Genomic DNA, 18,176 nt, shown 5'->3' with positions numbered 1-18,176 from the left:
CCATTGTGAACCGAACTGATCGGCTTTATGGCCTTGTGGAGGAGCTGCGTGCGGTGGCACCACGTCCCCGCAGCGCACGTTGGCTGGCGGAGCGCTTCACGGTCGGTGAGCGCACCATCCGACGAGACATCGACGCGTTACAGCAGACGGGTGTGCCGATCTACGCGGAACCGGGCCGGTACGGCGGCTACGTCCTCGACAAGCGACACACCCTGCCCCCGATCAACTTCACTCCCCGGGAGGCGATTGCCATGGCGGTGGCGCTGCACGCGCTCGCCGGCACCCCGTTCCTCGACGCCGCCCGCTCGACCCTGCACAAACTGATCACCGTGCTGCCCGGTTACGACGTCGAGGCGGTCCGGGAGGTCGCGGCTCGGATCCAACTCACCGCCACTCCGAGCCCGTCCCCCGGTCCACATCGGCGGATTCTGGCCGTCGCCGAGCAGGCGTTGCACCGACGCGCAGTGCTGGTGCTCGACTACGTGGACCAGCGGGGTGCCCCGTCGCGGCGGGACGTGGAGCCGTTGGGGCTGCTGGGCTCCGACAACCAGTGGTACCTGGTCGGCTGGTGTCGGCTGCGGGCCGGCGTACGGGAGTTCCGCCTGGACCGGATCCGCCAGGCCGTTCCGACCGCCGAGGTCGCCCCGGCCCGACCGTTCATCCTGCGGCACTCCGGATCGGCTCGGACCAGTCTCGACTGCTTCGGAAACGCGGACATGGGGTTGTCCTGATTCCTCGCGACGATGGAGGTGACGCAGGACGCGGCTCGGCGCGACCCGGCCAGCGGTAGCGACCCGCCGCATCCGCCCCGGACGAAGGGACGCTGCGACATGACCCTCAACCCCGACTACGTCGTCCACCGTCCGACCAGATTCCGCCTGGCACTGCGCAACCGGTGGGGCTCGCTCCGCCTCGGCACCCGCACGCGCGTCGAGCGGATCGACACCACCCGTCTCCTCGGCCCGCCGCCACCACGAAGGCGCTGACCGCCGACCAGAAGGCATGATTTTCGCCCCTCCCCGACCGGCGCTGGCCGATCGCACACCCGGTGCGGTCGGCCAGCGCCGACTCAGACCAGGAGGCCCACGCCGAGCAGCAACGTGGCGACGACGAGGCAGAGGCCACCGGCCCCGGTGAGCCAGATCAGCTTGTTGGGCCGGGTGGCGGTGGGCCGGACGATCGACAGGAAGAAGCCGAGCGGCATCAGGATCGGGGCGGCCACCAGGAGTACGCGGATCAGCGTACGCAGCCCGTCGGAGTAGCCGGCCTGGTCCACGAAGGGCAGTGTGGCCAGGGCAAAGAGCACCAGCACGCCGGCGTGGGCGTGCCCGGCCGTCCAGAGCGCGCGGCGAGCGGGATTGTCCAGGTAGCCCGGGATCCGCCGAACGATCTGCATAAGTAATGACAGTCCGCCAAAGGCGATCGTGCAGACGGTGATCAGCAGGATGGCCACAGTGACACGGGTTTCGGGGGACATCTCGGTTGCCTTCCAAGAGAGCGGGACGGTGACGGCGACACACCAAGAGGGTCTTGTCATCGTCAAGATTCCCCGGAGAAGCAGATCTTGTCAACAGCAAGATGGGGCAGCCGCCGCGCACACACTCGGCGAACTCACGTACGGGACCCGTCACCAAGGGTTAGCGTCAGGTGTACGGGCAGGCTGGCGACAGGGGGATCGCACGATGTTGAAGAAGCTGCACGACATGGGCCTGACATCCGACCACTGCTACATGGCAGGCGTGGTCAGCATCGGCATCTCGTTCCTGAGCTGGGCGGTGTGCCGACAGCACCAGAATGGTGAGGTGGAACGCGCCGACCGATGGGGCATCTTCGTCGGCGAGTGGGCACCCACCCTGTTCGCGCTCGGCAACGGCCTGCGCACGTACGAAAAATAGCCTGGGCTCGCCCGGCTCAGCGCCGACGGTTGCGGGTACGAGACGCGCGCAGCCTCCGCAGCCGGGCGACCAGCATCGGCTCGGCGGCAAGCGCGGCCGGATTGTCCAGCAGGCCGTTGAGCAACTGGTAGTAACGGGTGGCCGAAAGGTCGAACGCGTCGCGGATCGCCTGCTCCTTGGCCCCAGCGTGCTTCCACCAGCGCCGCTCGAACGCGAGGATCTCCCGTTCCCGCTCGGTCAGGGCAGTGGCACCGGATAGTGACGCCGCGCCGGGGGCGACTTCGACGTCGGCCGGGGCGGACAGATCTTCTTCGTCGGCGAGGGCCGGAACCTCGTCGGCGACCGGTAGCGCCTCGCTGCGCGGTGCCGGCACCACCGGAGGACCGTCGACCGCCGTAGCGTCAACGACGGGCTTCATGGCGCTCCCCAAAACATCGATAAGCACGAACGTGCCAGCGGGCTCCACCAGCCTAGCGGCACCAGCTCAGGAGCGCATCGGACGGTTGCCGGGCAGAACTGTCGGAAACATCTCTCCGCCTGGGACCGCCCTGCGGACCAACTGGACGGGCGGGGTGGAGCAGTCTGCTCCACCCCGCCCGTCGCGACCCCCCGCCGCAGGTAATGCCCTAACCGCTCAGGTGATGTCCCGTCGGCGCATCGCCCAGATGGCCGCTGCCAGCACCACCGCCGTACCGACCCCGAAGACCAGGGCGGAATCCTGCCAGGTGATCAGGAACTCGGCCGGATTACACCCGCCCATCGAGTAGTCGCACGCGCGGTAGTCGTAGAGCGTGAACTTCTTCTCGAACCAGGCCATCGCATAGGTCGACAGGACATACCGGTCGCCGAACCGGACCCCGGCGATCTGCAACGCGATCCTCAGGCCGATCTCACTGACCACACCGACGCCGACCGCGACCCCGAGCGCCATCGCCGTGTGTCGACCCAGCGAGGCGAGTCCGAAGGCGATCGCCCCGACCGCCAGGACCAGGCCGAGCCCGCGCACCCCGCTGATCGCGAACGACTCCCACACGCCCTGGGTCATCTTGCCGGTGATGCCGTCGTACTTCCCGATGAGCCAGAACGCGGTCGTCCAGAGGGCGCCGAGCACCACGCCGATCGCAAGCACGCTACTGAGCAGGGCACCCAGCTTGGTGAGGAGCACCGACAGCCGCTTCGGCCGCCAGAGCAGGAGGTTCATCATTCCGCCGGTGTTCCACTCGGCCCCCACGTAGGAGGCCCCGACGATGAAGGCGAAGAGCGCCAGGATGCCGCAGAAGACCGAGATGAAGATGCCGAAGCCGCTACGGAACTCGAACTGGAACGGCAGGTACCACTCGGCCTGGAAGTGCTCCCGCAGCGGCGGGTACTCCTTGCCACAGTCCGGGCCGTACCGGTCGTCGACGTTCTCCCCCCGGGCCTTGGCCGCCTCACACTCCGCCACGGACTTTTCGTGGTATACCAGCTGCTGCTGGAACTCCTGCTCGGCGCGCGCCTCGGCAGTGGCGATCTTGGCTGGATCGAGCTTGTGACTGGCGACCGAGAAGGAGACCGTGATCCCGGCGAGGCCGAGGACGAGCAGGGCCAGCATGACCCGGGTCACCCGGCGCTTGAAGAGCCGACGTAGTTCGGTGACGTAGAGGCTCATACTCCCCAACCTCCCTGGCCTGGTGCGGACGGGTCGGACGGGGCACCAGCCCCTGGCTGGCCGACCACAGCGGACTGGTCGACCTGGCGGTGCTGACCGGGCACCGGGGCGGTGGCGGTCAACTCCAGGAAGACGCTCTCCAGGTCCACCGTGACCGGTGCCAGCTCGCTGATGTAGAGGTCGTGGCCGGCGAGCGTACGGGTGACCAGGGCCGGCTTGTCGATGCCCCGAACCATCAGGTGGTCGTCCTGGGTGGTCACCTGCCCGCCGGCCCGGGTGAGCGCGTCGGCGGCCGCCGGCAGGTCGGTGACCGCCTCCAGGCGTACCCGTAGGCCACCGCCGGAGTGCTGGGCGAGCACCTCGGCCACGGGACCGGCCGCGACCCGGCGGCCCAACGAGATGATGGTGACCGAGTCGCAGATCAGCTGTACCTCGCCGAGGATGTGGCTGGAGAGCACCACGGTCATTCCCGACTCGGCGAGGTTACGCATCAACGCCCGCATCTCCCGGATGCCGCCCGGGTCGAGTCCGTTGGCCGGCTCGTCGAGGATCAGCAGCTTCGGGTTCTTCAACAGGGCCGACGCCACGGCGAGCCGTTGCTTCATGCCCAGCGAGTACGTCTTGACCCGATCCTTGGCCCGGTCGCGCAGACCGACGAGTTCCAGCACCTCGGTGACCCGCTGCTGGGGCACCTCGCCGGCACCGGCCAGCAGCGAGAGGGTGTCCTGCGCCGTGAAGTTCGGGAAGAACTGTGGGCTCTCCACGATCGCGCCGACCTGGCCGGCGACCACCGGCAGGGCGACGGGCACCTCCTGGCCGAGAATCGCCATCCGACCGCCGTTGGGCTTGATCAACCCGAGCAGCGTACGCAGGGTCGTCGTCTTTCCCGACCCGTTGGGGCCGAGGAAGCCGTGCACCTGGCCCTCTTCGACCCGCATGTCGAAACCGTCAAGCGCCTGCCGGGTACCCCGACGTCTGCTCTTGTACGTCTTACGTAGACCTTCTATCTCCAAGACCGCCGGCAAAGCTGGCCTCCCCGCTCATGCGTATGGACACAGGCGTGTATGACGCCAGAGACGATACTGCGCTATGCGTAATAGTGGTACGGCGACGCGCCGATCCACACCAAACCTTCATAACCGGAGCGCCACCCACCCCGGTCCAAGCGCAGCAGCGGCGGCTGGGTCGGGCACAGTGCCATCCACCCCGGCCCAGGCGCAGCAGCGGCGGCTGGGTCGGACACAGCAGCACCCACCCCGGCCCAGGCGCAGCAGCGGCCGGCTGGTCAGGCGCAGACGACGTGCACCCCGGCGTCCCGGAAGGCGGCCACCACGGTTGGGTCGGCGTTGGAGTCGGTGACCAAGGTCTCCACCTTGTCCACCGGGCAGATCCGGGCAAAGGCGTGGCCACCCAGCTTGGAGGAGTCGGCGATGATGACGACCCGCTTGGCCCGGGCCACCATCAGGTTGTTCATCGACGCCTCCCCCTCGTGGTGGGCCGCCGCCCCCAACTGCGGGTCGATGGCGTCCACCCCGAGCAGCGCCACGTCGAGAGTCACCTCCCGCAGCAGCGCCCCGCCGAGCGGTCCGACCAGCTCGAACGACTGGGGGCGGACCACCCCACCGGCGACCACCACCTTCATCCGGGAGCGGACCAACAGCTCGTTGGCGATGTTGAGCGCGTTGGTCACCACGGTCAGCTGTGCCCCGTCGGCGCTGGTGTTCAGGTCGGGCCGGATGGCCAACGCCCGGGCGACCTCGGTGGTGGTGGTGCCGCCGTTGAGGCCGACCACCATCCCCGAGGAGACCAGCGCGGCGGCGGCGGCCCCGATCCGCTGCTTCTCGGCGGAGTGCTTGGCGGTCTTGTAGCGCAGCGGTAGGTCGTACGAGACGCCGTTGGCGACCGCACCACCCCGGGTGCGCGTGATCATCTGCTGCTGGGCGAGCTGGTCGAAGTCCCGCCGGATGGTGGCCTGGGAGACGTCCAGCCGGGCAGCCGCGTCCTCCACGCTGACCCGACCGCTCTCGGTCAGCAGTTCGAGCAGCGCGTTCCACCTCGCGTACCGGTCCACCGCGGCCTCCATGCGCGTACGGTGATGAGTTTGCTGCACGATAGTGCGCAAAACTACCCCACGCAAACCGACTTCCTGCTCGATCCTGCACACTGTTGCCACGACCTACTTGTTTCGCGCAGAATGACGCTCGAAAGAAGGTCCAACCGAACCGTATTGCGCAGCATCTCGTCCGCGAGGAGCACCCATGGCATACGTCGACACGGAGATCACCAGCCAACCCGACTGCTGGCGGCAGGCCGCCGCCCTCGCGGTCGAACGGGCCGCCGCCCTACCGCAGCCCGGCGAGCGCGTAGCCGTCGTCGGCTGCGGCACCTCCTGGTTCATCGCCATGGCGTGTGCCGCACTTCGCGAACAGGCCGGTCAGGGCGAGACCGACGCCTTCCAGGCCTCCGAGTTCCCCACGGGCCGGCGCTACGACCGGGTCATGGCGATCACCCGATCCGGCACCACCACCGAGGTGGTCGACCTGCTCACCGCGCTGCCCACGGGGACCACCAGCATCGCCATCGTCGGGGACGGCGACTCGCCCGCCGCCCACCTCGCCACCGAGGCGGTCGCGATGCCCTTCGCCGACGAGCGTTCCGTGGTGCAGACCCGCTTCGCCACCAGTGCCCTCGCGCTGCTCCGCGCCCACCTCGGCGAGAACGTCGGCGCACTGGCCGCCGACGCCGAGGTGGCCGTACGCACACCGCTACCGATCGACCCGGCCCGCATCGAGCAGGTCACCTTCCTCGGACGAGGTTGGACCGTCGGGCTCGCGTACGAGGCCGCACTCAAGTGCCGTGAGGCGGCCACCTTCTGGTCCGAGGCCTACCCCGCCATGGACTATCGACACGGCCCGATCTCGGTCGCCGGCCCCGGCCGGTTGGTCTGGGCGTTCGGCGAGATCCCGCCCGGACTGGCCGAGGACATCATGGCCACCGGTGCCGCATTCGTGCACAGTCGTACCCACGGTTGGCACGCCATGATCGGCGGCTGGGCGGCCGGGCGTACCCCGCTCGACCCGATGGCCGACCTGATCCTGGCTCAGCGATTCGCCGTCTCGCTCGCCACCAGCCGGGGACTGGACCCGGACGCCCCTCGGCACCTCACCCGCTCAGTGGTCCTGACTTGACCCGAGACGGCAACAAGACCGACGTCGTCGTCGCGCTCGACGTCGGCGGGACCGGAATCAAGTGCGCCCTGGTCGGCCGGGACGGCACCAGCCACCACACCGAGCGGCACCCGACCCGGGCCGAACAGGGGCCGGCAACCGTCATCGAAACCATCCTCGGCATCGCCGAAGGACTGGCCAGCAGGGCCACCGCCGACGGCCTCACCCCGGTAGCCGTGGGCATCGCGGTACCGGGGGTCGTCGACGAGACCACCGGCACCGCCGTCTGGTCAGCCAACCTGGGCTTCCGGGACGTACCCCTGCGAGAGTTGGTGACGACGCGGCTCGGGCTACCGGCGGCGCTCGGCCACGACGTACGCGTGGGTGGGATCGCGGAGGCGCGGCTCGGCTCCGGCCGGGACGACCGGCACCTGCTCTTTGTCGCCGTCGGCACCGGAATCGCCGCCGCGCACCTGGTCGACGGCGTGGCCCTCACCGGCGCGCACGGTGCCGCTGGCGAGATCGGGCACATCGTCGTACGTCCCGACGGCCCGCGCTGCGGCTGCGGCCAGGTCGGCTGCCTCGAAGCGGTCGCGTCCGCCGCCGCCGTCGGGCGGCGGTACACCGAACTCGCCGGGGTACCGGCCACCGCGGCCCAGGTCGCTGGCCTGGTCGGCCGGGAGAAGCTGGCCACCCGGGTATGGCGGGAGACCATCGACGCACTCGCCGACGGGCTGCTCATCGCCCAGGCCCTCTTCGACGTCGAGCGGATCGTGATCGGTGGCGGGCTCGCCGAGGCCGGCGACGACCTGCTCGAACCGCTGCGCGTCGCACTCCGTCAGCGGCTCACCTTCCACCGGGAACCCCGACTCGTTCCGGCCACCCTCGGCGACGAGGCTGGCTGCCTCGGAGCCGCCCTACTCGCCCTGGACAATCTACTCATGCTCGACAACGTGGAGGTCCGATGACGGTACGGGTCAGTGGCCGGGTGGTGACCCCGACGGGAGTCATCCAGCAGGGCTGTGTGGAAATCAACGGAGACCGGATCACCGCGATCGCCGAGTATCCGTCCCACCGTGACGGGCACTGGATCGTGCCGGGCTTCGTCGACATCCACACCCACGGTGGCGGCGGGCACACCTTCACCACCGGGGATGCCGAGGCGGCCCGGGAGGCCGCCGACTTCCACCTCGCCCACGGCACCACCACCCTGCTGGCCAGCCTGGTCAGCTCCCCGTACGAGCTGATGCGGGACGCCACCGCCGCATTCGCGCCCCTGGTCGACAAGGGGGTGCTGGCCGGCGTCCACTACGAGGGTCCGTACCTGTCGGCGGTGCGGTGCGGGGCGCAGAACCCGGACTTCCTGCGCGACCCGTCCCTCGACGAGCTGACCGAACTGCTCGACCTCGGCAACGGCGCGGTTCGGATGGTCACCATCGCCCCGGAGCGCGCCGGTGCGCTGGACGCGATCCGGCTACTGGTCTCCCGGGGCGTGGTCGCGGCGGTCGGTCACACCGACGCCACGTACGACCAGACCCGAGCCGCGATCGACGCCGGGGCGACCGTCGCCACCCACCTCTTCAACGGCATGCGCCCCCCGCACCACCGCGAACCCGGACCGGTGCTCACCCTGCTCGGCGCACCCGGCGTGACCTGTGAACTGATCGCCGACGGGATCCACCTGCACGACGGCACGCTGGCCTTCGTCGCCGCCACCGCCGGCCCCGACCGGGCCGTCCTGATCACCGACGCGATGGCCGCCGCCGGGATGCCCGACGGCGAGTACGAACTCGGCGGGCAGGCCGTCGTGGTCGCCGACCGGGTGGCCCGGCTGGCCCGGGACGGTGCGATCGCCGGCAGCACGCTGACCATGGACGCCGCCGTACGCCAGGCGGTCGGTGCCGGGGTGTCCATCCCGGACGCGATCCGGATGTCGACCCTCACGCCGGCCCGGGCGATCGGGCTCGGCGACCGGGTCGGCAAGCTCGCCACCGGTTGCCGGGCCGACCTGGTGGTGCTCGACGACGACCTGAACATCATCCGGGTGATGCGGGCCGGCGCCTGGGTCTGACCCCGCGTCGGCTAACTTCCCGTGGTGAAAACCCCGGCCCGGCCCAGTCCTCTGGGCAGGGCCGGCAGGGGGAGGTCGTCCCACGGCACCCGGGCCAGCAGCCGGTCCAGGAACCATCCCAGCAGCAGGCCGGCGATCGAGTCGGTCAGCCAGTGGAAGCCGAGGTAGGTGGTGGTGACGAAGACGATGGCCGGTGGCGCGATCCGGATCGCCTGGTAGAGCTTCGGTGGAACGTCCGGGCGGCCCAGCGTACGTAGCAGCGCGGCGAGCAGCAGCGCGATCACCCCGTACCAGACGATCGCGTTGGCCACGTGCCCCGACGGATAGGCTGAACCGTTCTCCGGGTCGCTGAACAACTGCTCGGGGTGGGCCAGGTCCCAGTTGTGCGGATAGCCCCGGACCAGCAGGAACTTGAGCGGTCCGATGGTGAGGTAGGTCAACAGGAACGCGGCCGCCACGACGAGCAGCGGCCGGATCGACCGGGTCCGGAGGGAGACCAGGACGGCCAAGACACTGGCGACCGGCGTCAGTAGCCAGCCACCCTGGCCGAGGTAGTTGAACACCCGGGCGATCCAGTACGCGACATCGGGACGATGCGCATCCACCCAGTCACGGACCACCAGGTCGGTTCCGAGCAGGTAACCATTGACCAGGGCCAGGGTCAGGGCCACGAACCCGACCAGCAGCAGGCCGTCGAACCACCAACCGGCTGGCCGGACCGGACGGAGACGTACCCGTCGTGGCGCTGTCATGGTCTTTCGCACCCGGACCACGCTACCGCCCACCCCGATCCGCGCAGCAGGTCCGCACGCCTCCTCCCCAGGATCTCCACATCCGCCGACCTTGAAGGGTGTGTGCCCAACCACGGCGACGAGCGCCGGAAGACATGAACCGGCATGCTTGTTCTCGTGCGGATCACATCGGCCCTCGTTGACCCGGCGCTGCTCGACCTACCGTGGTCGACTCCGTTGGAGGAGTGGCCCGCAGACCATCTGGTGGCCCTCCCTCAAGGCATCTCACGGCATATCGTCAGATTCGTCCGACTAGCCGGCACGGTGTACGCGGTCAAGGAAACCGGCGAGCGAGTCGCCGAGCGGGAGTACGACCTGCTACGCGCACTGGAACGTATCGACTTCCCGTCGGTGGAGGCGGTCGCCATCGTTGCCGACCGACACACCGCCGACGGCGAACCCCTCGACCCGGTGCTGATCACCCGGCACCTCCAGTTCTCCCTGCCGTACCGGGCGTTGTTCTCCGGCACGCTGCGCCCGGAGACGATGAGCCGGCTACTCGACGCGCTCGCCGCCCTGATCGTCCGGATGCATCTCACGGGCTTCTTCTGGGGCGACTGCTCGCTCTCCAACACGCTGTTCCGACGGGACGCCGGGGCATTCGCCGCCTACCTGGTGGACGCCGAGACCGGTGCCCTGCACCGGCAACTCTCCAACGGCCAGCGCGGGGAGGACCTGGAGATCGCCCGGGTCAACATCTTCGGGGAGGCACTTGACCTCCAGGCCGCCGGCCTGCTGCACGAGTCCATCGATCCCGAGGTGGTCTGCGAGGAGGTGGTACGCCGCTACGAGGGGCTGTGGCACGAGATCACCTACGAGCAGCAGGTCGAACGGCAGGCCCGGCACGACATCGAAGGCCGGATCCGCCGGCTCAACGAACTCGGCTTCGACGTCGCCGAGGTTGCCATGTCGATGATGGACGAAGGGCGGTACCTGGTCCGCCCCAAGGTGGTCGACGCCGGCTACCACTGCCGCCGGCTGATCCGACTGACCGGCCTGGACGCGGAGGAGAACCAGGCCCGACGACTCCTCAACGACCTGGACACCTACCGGGCGGAGAGCGACCTGACCGACGAGCAGCAGGCCGCCCACCGCTGGCTGACCGAGGTGTTCGAGCCGGTGGTCCGGGCCGTACCGGCACACCTGCGCGGCAAGCTGGAGCCGGCGGAGCTGTTCGCACAGGTCATCGAGCACCGGTGGCGGCTCTCCGAGCAGGCCGGCCGGGACGTCGGGCTGGCCCCGGCGGTGCAGTCGTTCCTCTCCGACGTGCTGGTGCACCGTCCGGACGAGCAGGCCGTCCTCGGCGTCGAGGTGCCGGCACCGGTCTACTGACCGAGCAACTCGCCCCCGGGCGGCGGTCTACTGACCAGACGAGTCACCGGGCTCGGCGGGCCCCCTCGCCTGGGCCGGTACGACCAGCGCCGGGCTCGCCTGCCGGAGCAGCCAGGTCAGCCCGGCCCGACGGGCCACCACGGTCAGCCGGTCACCGGGGTTGATCAGTTCCTCGGCCGACGGTGACCAGTCGAGGCGGGACTGACCGGACCGGGTGACCGCGATGACGCGTACCCCCTGGGGTTGGCTGACCGCGCCGAGCTTGCCGCCGGCCAGCGGAGAGCCGGCCGTAACCGGCACCTCGGCGACCAGCAGGGCGTGCCGGTCGACCGGGATGGTGGCGATCACTGCCCGGTTCAGCAGTGCGGCGGCGAACGACGGCGCGGCGAGGTAGGAGACGCTGCGCGAGGTACCGATGTTGAACGCCTTCTGGATCCGGGCGGCGAAGTCACCGTCGAACAGGCGCAGCACCACCCGCAGGTCCGGGTTGGCCGCCCGCCCGTTGAGGGCTGCCTGGAGGTTCGTCACGTCGTCGGTGGAGACCACCACCAGCGCATGGCAGGTGTTCACCGAGGCGGCGTGCAGGGTTTCCTCCCGAGCACCGTCCCCGATGATCAGCGGGATGTTCAACCGTTGGGCCCGCGCCGCGCCTCGGGCGGCCGGGTCCTTGTCGATCGCCACCACCTCGATGCCGAGGTCGTTGAGCTGGCCCATCACCCGGGTCCCGACGTTGCCCAGCCCCACCACGATCACGTGGCCCTCGCGCGGGGTCTGTAGCCGGCCGGCGTCCAACGCCAACCGGGCGTTGACCATGCCGTCCACCACGGCCGCGGTGATCAGTGGAATGAGCGCCAGGCCGGCGAGGGTGAGCACCACCTGCATCACCTGCCCGGCGTCACTCTTCTGCACGTCGGGGTCGGCCCCGCTCACCGTGGTCACCAGGGTCAGGTAGAGCGCCTGCCAGACGTTTACGTGCTCGGCCCAGGAGAGCACCACACCGAAGAGCGCGACCACCCCGAGCACCACGATGGTGGCTAGGCCGATCTTGCGGGTGGCGAACGACCGTACCGCCTGCCAAAACAGCTTCCACGGTCGTTGCCGGCGGCGGCGCTGTCGCCGCAGCCAGATCCGGCGGGCGGCCAGCTCGGTGCCGGTGGGCTGGCCGACTGCCTCGGCCAGCACCAGGTCGTCCTGTTCCTCGTCCTCCGGTAGCACCCGCAGGTTGTTGTTGTCGCGGGTGTCGGCCAGGCCGCAGACCACCTGCTCGGGCCGTACGTCCGCCCGCCGGGCGACGTAGAGCGTCCGGCCACCGTGCCGGAAGTAGGTCGGGGCCACCTCGCCCAGCGCTGCCGCGACGAAGGCGGGGGCGGCCATCGAGGCATCGGAGAGTACGGCGCAGTCCGGGAAGAGCTGGCGGATACCGTGGCCGAGACTGGTGTTGAACATGCGCATCACCACCCGCAGGCGGGGCTCGACCTCCTGGGCGCAGAGCGCGGCATGGATGTTGCCCACGTCGTCCTGATGCAACAGCGCGAGGCCACTCGCCCCGACCAGCCCGGCGGCCCGGAAGGTCTCCTCGTCCAGCCGGTCCGACTTGATCAGCCGGATGCCTCGGATGGTCCGGACGTCCGGCCCGTCCACCCGGCGGCGATGCGGCACGATGACGGTGACCCGCACCGAGCCTGCCTGCATCTCGTCTCCGAGCAACGTGTTGACCAGGTGGAACGCCAGGGCATCCTGTCCACAGACCACATAATGTGGACGCGGGTCGCCGTTCGGGCGCAGTCCGTCGCGCAGTTTCGTCTCGACCGCGCGCCGCGCCCGGAAGCGCCAGGGGTCCACCATGTCCGAATCGTATTCGTTGAGATCATCCTCGCGCAGCCCGTTCGATCATGAGCCTGCGGAGCGCATGCTGCCCCTTATATCGGGTAAAACCGAACCATGCAGACATTCCTGCCGTACTCGGACTTCGTACTCAGCGCACGGAGTCTCGATCCTCGGCGGCTCGGCAAGCAGCGGGTCGAGACGCTGCAGGTGCTCCGCGCCCTGACCTGGCCGAAGTACGGCTGGCGAAACCATCCCGCGGTGAAGATGTGGGCCGGATACGAGGAGGGCCTGGTCCGGTACGGCCTGGACATCTGCTCGGTCTGGGTCGAGCCGGGACGCGCCGACACCTGCGCGACCAGCATCGTCGGCGACTACGCCGCCGCCTGCGGCACCACCCTCGTACGCCCCCAGGCCGAACTCGCCGCCGCCCACGAACTGCCACCCTGGCTCGGCCGGGAGGACCTTCACCTGAGCCACCGATCGTCCCTGCTTCGCAAGGACCCCGACTTCTACCGCCCCCTCTTCGGCGACCTCCCCGACGACCTGCCGTACGTCTGGCCCCCGTCGGACCGCCCACCCACCTGCCGCCCCGCCCAGATGTAAGGAAGGGTCGTTTGAAATCCATTGCCCCACAACGGCAAAACGATCTACCGTACGCATGCACGGTCACCTAACCGACAACGGAGCAAGCCATGTGGCGATACACGTCGAGCGAATCGACACGGTCAATGCCGTGTTCTCGCCACGCATCGTCACCGCTTGACCTGGCCAGCTACGACCGGCCAAGTCTGGCGACCCAGGCCGGCAGCCGACGCCACTACCAGCACGAACTTAACGAGCACCACGAATAGGACTCCGTCGACCAACGGAGCCACCCATTCGACGATCGAATCGGGTGGCTCATTCGTATCCAGACATCGAAGGGAGGGCCCGATGACCGCCGTACTCGTAGTCAACGCCGATCTCGGCCCACTGCACCGGGTCAGCGTCAAGCACGCCATCCGGATGCTGTGCCGCCGGGTGGCAGAAATACACGAGGCAGAGCCGGACCGGCTCATCGGTATCTTCCCGATGCCACGCGTCGTCCGGCTCGTCCGCTACCTGGTGCCCCGCTGGCGGTTCTCGTCGGGACCAGCCTGGTCCCGGTCCGGCGTACACACCCGGGACGACCGCCGGTGCGGCTACTGCGCCGCACCCGCCACCACCATCGACCACGTCCTGCCCCGCTCGCGCGGCGGCCGGAACACCTGGCAGAACACGATCGCCGCCTGCTACGACTGCAACCAGCGCAAGGGCGACCGGACCCCCGCCGAGGCGGGCATGCCCATCCGTTACGGCGACCCGGCGGTCCCCACCTGGGCCGCGCTGGCTCGATGAGGGCTGGTCCACCTCCTGACGTAACACAGGGAACACCTGAGCCGGCCGGCGGGAACGGGGGGCCCGCCGGCCTCGGGCCAGATCTCCCCGCAACGGCTATGCGGGGACTTCGGTGAAGAACTGCCCCAGGGTGTCGGCGACCAGGGCAGGTGCCGTCATGGTCGCGAAGTGCGATTGTCCCGGCCAGATGATTTGACGCGCTCCTGGAATCGTCTCGGCGAGGGCGTTCATCGTGGTGGGCATCGGCTCCCAGGTGTCAGCACCCTGCATCAGCAGGGTCGGCACGGTGATCGTGGACCACCGGGCGATGTCGGTGCTGTCCTCGGCGAGTGCTTCGAGGTCGTGTAGCCAGCCGATTGCCGAGCGTCGCGCCTCGGCCGGGTCGGGGGTCCGGTCACCCGCTGCGGCGGCGAATGCCGCGACGATCTCGGCCGGAACCCGCGTCACCTCGTTCAACGCCGCAGCCATCGCCTGGTCATCGTTCCGATCGAAGGCGGCACGGTATCGATCGAGCATGGGTACGATCTCCGGCCCGGCTGCGAAGAGCGGGGCCTCAAAGATGGCCAACGAGCGCAGGTCGCGCGACTCTGTCGCGGCGGTGTGCAACGACAGAGTCGCTCCGTAGGAGGTCCCGACGAGATGCACCGGCCTACCCGAGGACTCACGGGCCGCCTCGATGACAGCGATCAGGTCGGCGACCTCGACTTTGAAGGACTTGATACCGGACGGGACGTCGCTGGGACCATAGCCGCGCCTGGCCGGCAGCCACAGCTCGTAGCCGGCGGCGAGTTGGTCGGCGACGATGCCCCAGGAATGCAGCCCACCTCCCGAGCCGTGTACGAGGACGACGGGGTCACCGGAACCCATGCGCCGGACCACTAGACGGGTGCCGTCGGCCGACCAAACGTACTGGTCGTGGCTCTGATGGTTGTTCATTCCTGCTCCTCCTTCGTGCCGGTCGGCCAGTTGCTCAGGGTGGCGTGCACCGCGTCGAGGATGCGGTTCCACGACGCGTCGACGTCGCGGGGATGCCCGAATCCGTCGGTAGTTTCGAGCGTGGCGAACCCGTGGAAGGTGCTGCGCACGAAGCGCACCGCGTCGGTCAGGCCCGGTTCGTCGAGCCCGTACCCGCGAAGCATCGCGTAGCTCAGCTCGATCATGCGGAGATGCCCCCCCGAATTCGTACCGACCTCGGGGGGCAGTTGCAGCTGAGTCGCGGCGTACTGCCCCGGATGCAACACCGCGAAAGCGCGATAGGCGTCGGCAAAGCCACTGAGGGCCTGCCGCCCCGCCCGGCCAGCCACGGCGAGGGCAAGCCGGTCGGCGAAGGTGGCCGCCCCCCGAACCGCGACCTGCTCGATCAAGGCATCGCGACTGCCGACATGCGTGTACAGCGCGGCGTCCGAGACCCCGAAGTGCCGAGCGACTGCCGCGACGGTCAACCGTGACAACCCGACCGCGTCTGCCAGCTCGGCGGCGGCGGCCGAGACCCGCTCACTCGTCAATCCCTGTCGTGGCATGCGGACCTTTCCTAGATTAGGAAATAACTTAGGCCCCCTAAGTTACGCGGTCGACAATACCACCACCACCGCTTCCCAACGGCAACGAGGTCACGTACTGCTATCAACCACTGTGGACGGAGGGCTAGGCTGCCCTCGCATGAGCGACTACTACGACCTGTTCCTGTCGCTTGAACTGAAGCCCGATCTGCCCGACGAGGTCATGCACGAGATCCGGTGGCATCTGCGGCTCACCGACGAACCGCCCACCCGCCTCCACTCGTCGGCCTTCCCGGAGGAGGGCGGTGAGACGCCGTACCCGCTGTTCACCGGCACGGGGCAGAGCCACGCCTTCGACGGAGCCGACGTGACCGCCATGGTGCCCGCCACCAACCGGATGTACCCCGATGAACGGCCGCACTGGCTGCTGACCGTACGCAGTTGCGTGCACGAGGACGAGTTCGGACATGTCATGGAACTGGTCGAGTGGATTCTGGCCCAGTCCACCGCCGACGGCTGGGTCGGCTACCTCGGCCACACCGCCGAACCCGCGCCGAGTTGGCTGTTCTACACCGAGGGTCGGCTCAGAATCCGCCGCCTCGGTTAGGCAACTATCCGGTCGGCGTCTGGTGGTCGTACGCCCGGCGGGCATCGAGCAGTTCCGGTTGGTGTTCCCGACTCCAGGCGCAGCCGACCGCCATCGGCACCAGCAGGCTACGGCCGAGCGGAGTCAACGCGTATTCGACCCGGGGCGGGATCTCGGCGTACGCGGTCCGGGTGAGCAGGCCGTCTCGTTCCATCGAGCGCAGCGATTCGGTCAGCACCTTCGCGGTGATGCCCCGTAGCGGCACCTGGAGTTCCGAGAACCGACGTGGCCCGTCCCGCAGGCAGACGACTATCTTCGCGGTCCACTTGTCGCCGACCCGGATCAACGGGGTGCCGGACGCGCACCCGACGAACATGTCGGAATCGAGTGGCTGGCTCACCGCGCCAAAGCTACGACACTTTCGTTGCGGAAACCATGGCCTGCGGGGCTACCGTCCCGACACTCGCCGACGACGATGCCGTCGGCACTGTCTGGACGGAGCATCTCCATGAGCAGAATCGTCGTCTTCGGGGCCGGTGGACGGGCGGGCCGCCGTACGGTCGCCGAGGTGGTCGCCCGGGGCCACCAGGTCACTGCGGTCGTACGTGACCCGGCCCGCCATGCCGACCTGGCCGGCATCGGCGTATCGGTCGTGGCCGGTGACGTCACCGAGGCGGAAAGCGTCGCGACCGTCGCCGCCGAGCATGACGCCGCCATCAGTACGGCCGCCCGACTCGACGTCCCGTCGGAGGAGTTCTACGTGAGCGCGGCCCGCGCTCTGCTGGCCGGTCTGGGGCGCGCTGGCGTCGGCCGGCTGGTGGTGGTCGGCATCGGCACCACGCTGGAGGCCGCGCCCGGCATGCCGGTGCACGACGCGCCTGGCTTCCCGGCGGAAGGTCGGGCGTTCTCCCTCGGGCACGCGGCCGAGTTCGAGGTGCTGCGTGCGGCGGACACCGAGGTCGACTGGCTGGTGCTCGCCCCACCGCCGGTCGTGCTGGACGCCGAGGCCGAGCGCACCGGCCGGTACCGGACCGGTGGAAACCAGGTGCTGCCCGCCGAGGCGGACTCGGCCCCATTCTCGTACGCCGACCTCGCCGTCGCCCTGGTCGACGAGGCCCTGACTCCGAAGCACCACCGGTCCCTGGTCGCCGTGGGCTGAGCAGTCGTCGGATCGGTGCGGGTGGTCGGGAGGGATCATCGGCACCGATCCGAGACCGTTCCCCGAACGGATCTCCGGGTTCCGCATGTCCGGTCAACACGACATCCAAGCCGGTCAGGCCAGTGCCGTACGCAACCCGAGCGCGATGAGCACACTGCCGGTGATCCGGTTGAGCACCACCTTGAACTTCGGGGACTTCAGGATCCGGGTCGCTCGGCCGATCAGCACGGTCCAGAGCAGTAGCCAGGTGCCGACGAGCAGCGCGTGGACCGTGGCGAGGGCCAGGACCGGACCGACCACGGGACGATCCGGGTCGAGGAACTGCGGAACCAGGGTGAGATAGATCGAGGCGGCCTTGGGGTTGAGCACCGTGCCGAACAGTGCCTGGAGATAGGTGGACTGGCTGGCCCGGGTGACGGTGGCCCGGCCGGTCGGGGTGACGGTGGCCCGACCGGTCCGGGGTGCCTCGGTCGACTCCGGGGGCGGGGGTGGCACAGCCGGTTCCCGCATGGGTTTCCGGGACCTGGCAGCCAGGTGCAAGGTCCAGATGCCGAGCCCCACCAGGTAGACCGCGCCGACCAGCTTGACCGCCGTGAACATCTGACTGGAGCGCATGACCAGCGCGGACAGGCCTACCGCCGCGAGCGCCGCATGGACGTACAGGCCGGTGGTGGCGCCCAGGATCACCGGTCGGCCAGCTCGTCGGCCGACGCTGCCGACCCGCTGGGTGAGCAGGGTGAGACTCGCTCCCGGGGTCACGACGAACGGCAGGACCGCCGCCATGAATCCCAGGATGGCGGCGACGCGCATCTACGTACCTCCGG

At 69.3% G+C, this 18,176-nt stretch carries 22 protein-coding genes; 11 read left to right on the top strand and 11 right to left on the bottom strand.

All coding sequences use genetic code 11. The features are described 5' to 3' along the window. The first annotated feature begins 5 nt into the window (after positions 1-5). Together FHR38_RS16435 and FHR38_RS16430 are read left to right on the top strand one after the other, a co-directional pair. The gene (locus tag FHR38_RS16435) at positions 6-731 is read left to right on the top strand and encodes a helix-turn-helix transcriptional regulator (RefSeq protein ID WP_184535497.1); all 726 of its coding nucleotides are present in this window, start codon (positions 6-8) and stop codon (positions 729-731) included. 12 nt (positions 732-743) lie between these two features. Further along, a complete protein-coding gene (locus FHR38_RS16430; RefSeq protein WP_184535496.1) occupies positions 744-986 on the top strand; it encodes a hypothetical protein in 243 nt (80 codons plus the stop codon). 83 nt (positions 987-1,069) lie between these two features. Here the strand turns inward: FHR38_RS16430 and FHR38_RS16425 are convergent, their stop codons facing one another. Next, positions 1,070-1,477 (bottom strand): hypothetical protein, encoded by a 408-nt coding sequence (locus FHR38_RS16425; protein WP_184539761.1) that lies wholly within the window; start codon positions 1,475-1,477, stop codon positions 1,070-1,072. Positions 1,478-1,682: 205 nt separating this feature from the next. Between FHR38_RS16425 and FHR38_RS16420 the strand changes: the two genes are divergently transcribed. Then, positions 1,683-1,895, top strand: coding sequence for a hypothetical protein (locus FHR38_RS16420; protein ID WP_184535495.1), 213 nt, complete (start codon positions 1,683-1,685; stop codon positions 1,893-1,895). 16 nt (positions 1,896-1,911) lie between these two features. On the opposite strand, the gene FHR38_RS16415 is transcribed toward FHR38_RS16420, so the two are convergent. The 4 genes from FHR38_RS16415 to FHR38_RS16400 form a co-directional block, all read right to left on the bottom strand. After that, entirely contained in the window at positions 1,912-2,313 is a 402-nt protein-coding gene (locus FHR38_RS16415; RefSeq protein WP_184535494.1) for a DUF3263 domain-containing protein, read from the bottom strand. 216 nt (positions 2,314-2,529) lie between these two features. Further along, positions 2,530-3,543 carry an ABC transporter permease subunit gene (locus tag FHR38_RS16410; protein WP_184535493.1) on the bottom strand — a complete coding sequence of 338 codons (1,014 nt, stop codon included), beginning with the start codon at positions 3,541-3,543 and terminating at the stop codon, positions 2,530-2,532. Further along, complete coding sequence (locus FHR38_RS16405) at positions 3,540-4,568, bottom strand: ATP-binding cassette domain-containing protein (RefSeq protein WP_281384865.1); 1,029 nt, start codon at positions 4,566-4,568, stop codon at positions 3,540-3,542. The genes FHR38_RS16410 and FHR38_RS16405 overlap by 4 nt, the downstream gene beginning before the upstream one ends. Before the next feature lie 260 nt (positions 4,569-4,828). After that, positions 4,829-5,614, bottom strand: coding sequence for a DeoR/GlpR family DNA-binding transcription regulator (locus FHR38_RS16400; RefSeq protein WP_184539759.1), 786 nt, complete (start codon positions 5,612-5,614; stop codon positions 4,829-4,831). A gap of 187 nt (positions 5,615-5,801) precedes the next feature. Here FHR38_RS16400 and FHR38_RS16395 point away from each other — a divergent pair, with 187 nt between their 5' ends. From FHR38_RS16395 to nagA, 3 genes are read left to right on the top strand one after another with little or no spacing between them, the layout of a single operon-like run. Next, positions 5,802-6,731, top strand: a complete 930-nt coding sequence (locus FHR38_RS16395) for an SIS domain-containing protein (protein ID WP_184535491.1) — start codon at positions 5,802-5,804, stop codon at positions 6,729-6,731. Continuing rightward, complete coding sequence (locus FHR38_RS16390) at positions 6,728-7,678, top strand: ROK family protein (protein WP_184535490.1); 951 nt, start codon at positions 6,728-6,730, stop codon at positions 7,676-7,678. Before FHR38_RS16395 ends, FHR38_RS16390 begins: the two co-directional genes overlap by 4 nt. Continuing rightward, the gene (gene nagA / locus FHR38_RS16385; protein WP_184535489.1) at positions 7,675-8,781 is read left to right on the top strand and encodes an N-acetylglucosamine-6-phosphate deacetylase; all 1,107 of its coding nucleotides are present in this window, start codon (positions 7,675-7,677) and stop codon (positions 8,779-8,781) included. Before FHR38_RS16390 ends, nagA begins: the two co-directional genes overlap by 4 nt. An 11-nt stretch (positions 8,782-8,792) precedes the next feature. Here the strand turns inward: nagA and FHR38_RS16380 are convergent, their stop codons facing one another. Continuing rightward, on the bottom strand, positions 8,793-9,554 hold the full coding sequence (locus tag FHR38_RS16380; RefSeq protein WP_312882198.1) for a phosphatase PAP2 family protein: 762 nt from the start codon (positions 9,552-9,554) through the stop codon (positions 8,793-8,795). Between the two features lie 123 nt (positions 9,555-9,677). On the opposite strand from FHR38_RS16380, the gene FHR38_RS16375 reads away from it, so the two are divergent. Then, positions 9,678-10,904 (top strand): DUF4032 domain-containing protein, encoded by a 1,227-nt coding sequence (locus tag FHR38_RS16375; RefSeq protein ID WP_184535488.1) that lies wholly within the window; start codon positions 9,678-9,680, stop codon positions 10,902-10,904. A gap of 27 nt (positions 10,905-10,931) precedes the next feature. On the opposite strand, the gene FHR38_RS16370 is transcribed toward FHR38_RS16375, so the two are convergent. After that, positions 10,932-12,749 (bottom strand): potassium channel family protein, encoded by a 1,818-nt coding sequence (locus FHR38_RS16370; protein ID WP_184535487.1) that lies wholly within the window; start codon positions 12,747-12,749, stop codon positions 10,932-10,934. Positions 12,750-12,845: 96 nt separating this feature from the next. On the opposite strand from FHR38_RS16370, the gene FHR38_RS16365 reads away from it, so the two are divergent. Both FHR38_RS16365 and FHR38_RS16360 read left to right on the top strand, forming a co-directional pair. Then, on the top strand, positions 12,846-13,334 hold the full coding sequence (locus tag FHR38_RS16365) for an MSMEG_6728 family protein (RefSeq protein WP_184535486.1): 489 nt from the start codon (positions 12,846-12,848) through the stop codon (positions 13,332-13,334). Between the two features lie 330 nt (positions 13,335-13,664). Beyond that, complete coding sequence (locus tag FHR38_RS16360) at positions 13,665-14,108, top strand: HNH endonuclease (RefSeq protein ID WP_184535485.1); 444 nt, start codon at positions 13,665-13,667, stop codon at positions 14,106-14,108. Positions 14,109-14,204: 96 nt separating this feature from the next. Here FHR38_RS16360 and FHR38_RS16355 read toward each other — a convergent pair whose 3' ends face one another. After that, positions 14,205-15,044: an alpha/beta fold hydrolase gene (locus tag FHR38_RS16355; protein WP_184535484.1), complete on the bottom strand. Its 840-nt coding sequence runs from the start codon at positions 15,042-15,044 to the stop codon at positions 14,205-14,207. Further along, positions 15,041-15,628: a TetR/AcrR family transcriptional regulator gene (locus tag FHR38_RS16350; protein WP_184535483.1), complete on the bottom strand. Its 588-nt coding sequence runs from the start codon at positions 15,626-15,628 to the stop codon at positions 15,041-15,043. Before FHR38_RS16350 ends, FHR38_RS16355 begins: the two co-directional genes overlap by 4 nt. Positions 15,629-15,767: 139 nt before the next feature. On the opposite strand from FHR38_RS16350, the gene FHR38_RS16345 reads away from it, so the two are divergent. After that, on the top strand, positions 15,768-16,214 hold the full coding sequence (locus tag FHR38_RS16345; protein ID WP_184535482.1) for a hypothetical protein: 447 nt from the start codon (positions 15,768-15,770) through the stop codon (positions 16,212-16,214). 4 nt (positions 16,215-16,218) lie between these two features. Here FHR38_RS16345 and FHR38_RS16340 read toward each other — a convergent pair whose 3' ends face one another. Next, positions 16,219-16,593, bottom strand: a complete 375-nt coding sequence (locus FHR38_RS16340) for a winged helix-turn-helix transcriptional regulator (RefSeq protein ID WP_312882197.1) — start codon at positions 16,591-16,593, stop codon at positions 16,219-16,221. Between the two features lie 108 nt (positions 16,594-16,701). On the opposite strand from FHR38_RS16340, the gene FHR38_RS16335 reads away from it, so the two are divergent. Continuing rightward, on the top strand, positions 16,702-17,352 hold the full coding sequence (locus tag FHR38_RS16335; RefSeq protein ID WP_184535481.1) for an NAD(P)-dependent oxidoreductase: 651 nt from the start codon (positions 16,702-16,704) through the stop codon (positions 17,350-17,352). Positions 17,353-17,466: 114 nt separating this feature from the next. Here FHR38_RS16335 and FHR38_RS16330 read toward each other — a convergent pair whose 3' ends face one another. Beyond that, positions 17,467-18,162, bottom strand: coding sequence for a LysE family translocator (locus FHR38_RS16330; protein WP_184535480.1), 696 nt, complete (start codon positions 18,160-18,162; stop codon positions 17,467-17,469). Positions 18,163-18,176 lie beyond the last annotated feature (14 nt).

Source organism: Micromonospora polyrhachis (genome assembly GCF_014203835.1).
GTDB classification, from domain to species: Bacteria; Actinomycetota; Actinomycetes; order Mycobacteriales; family Micromonosporaceae; genus Micromonospora_H; species Micromonospora_H polyrhachis.
Note: the sequence above shows the minus strand (reverse complement) of the source record. Positions and strands in the feature narration are given on the sequence as shown.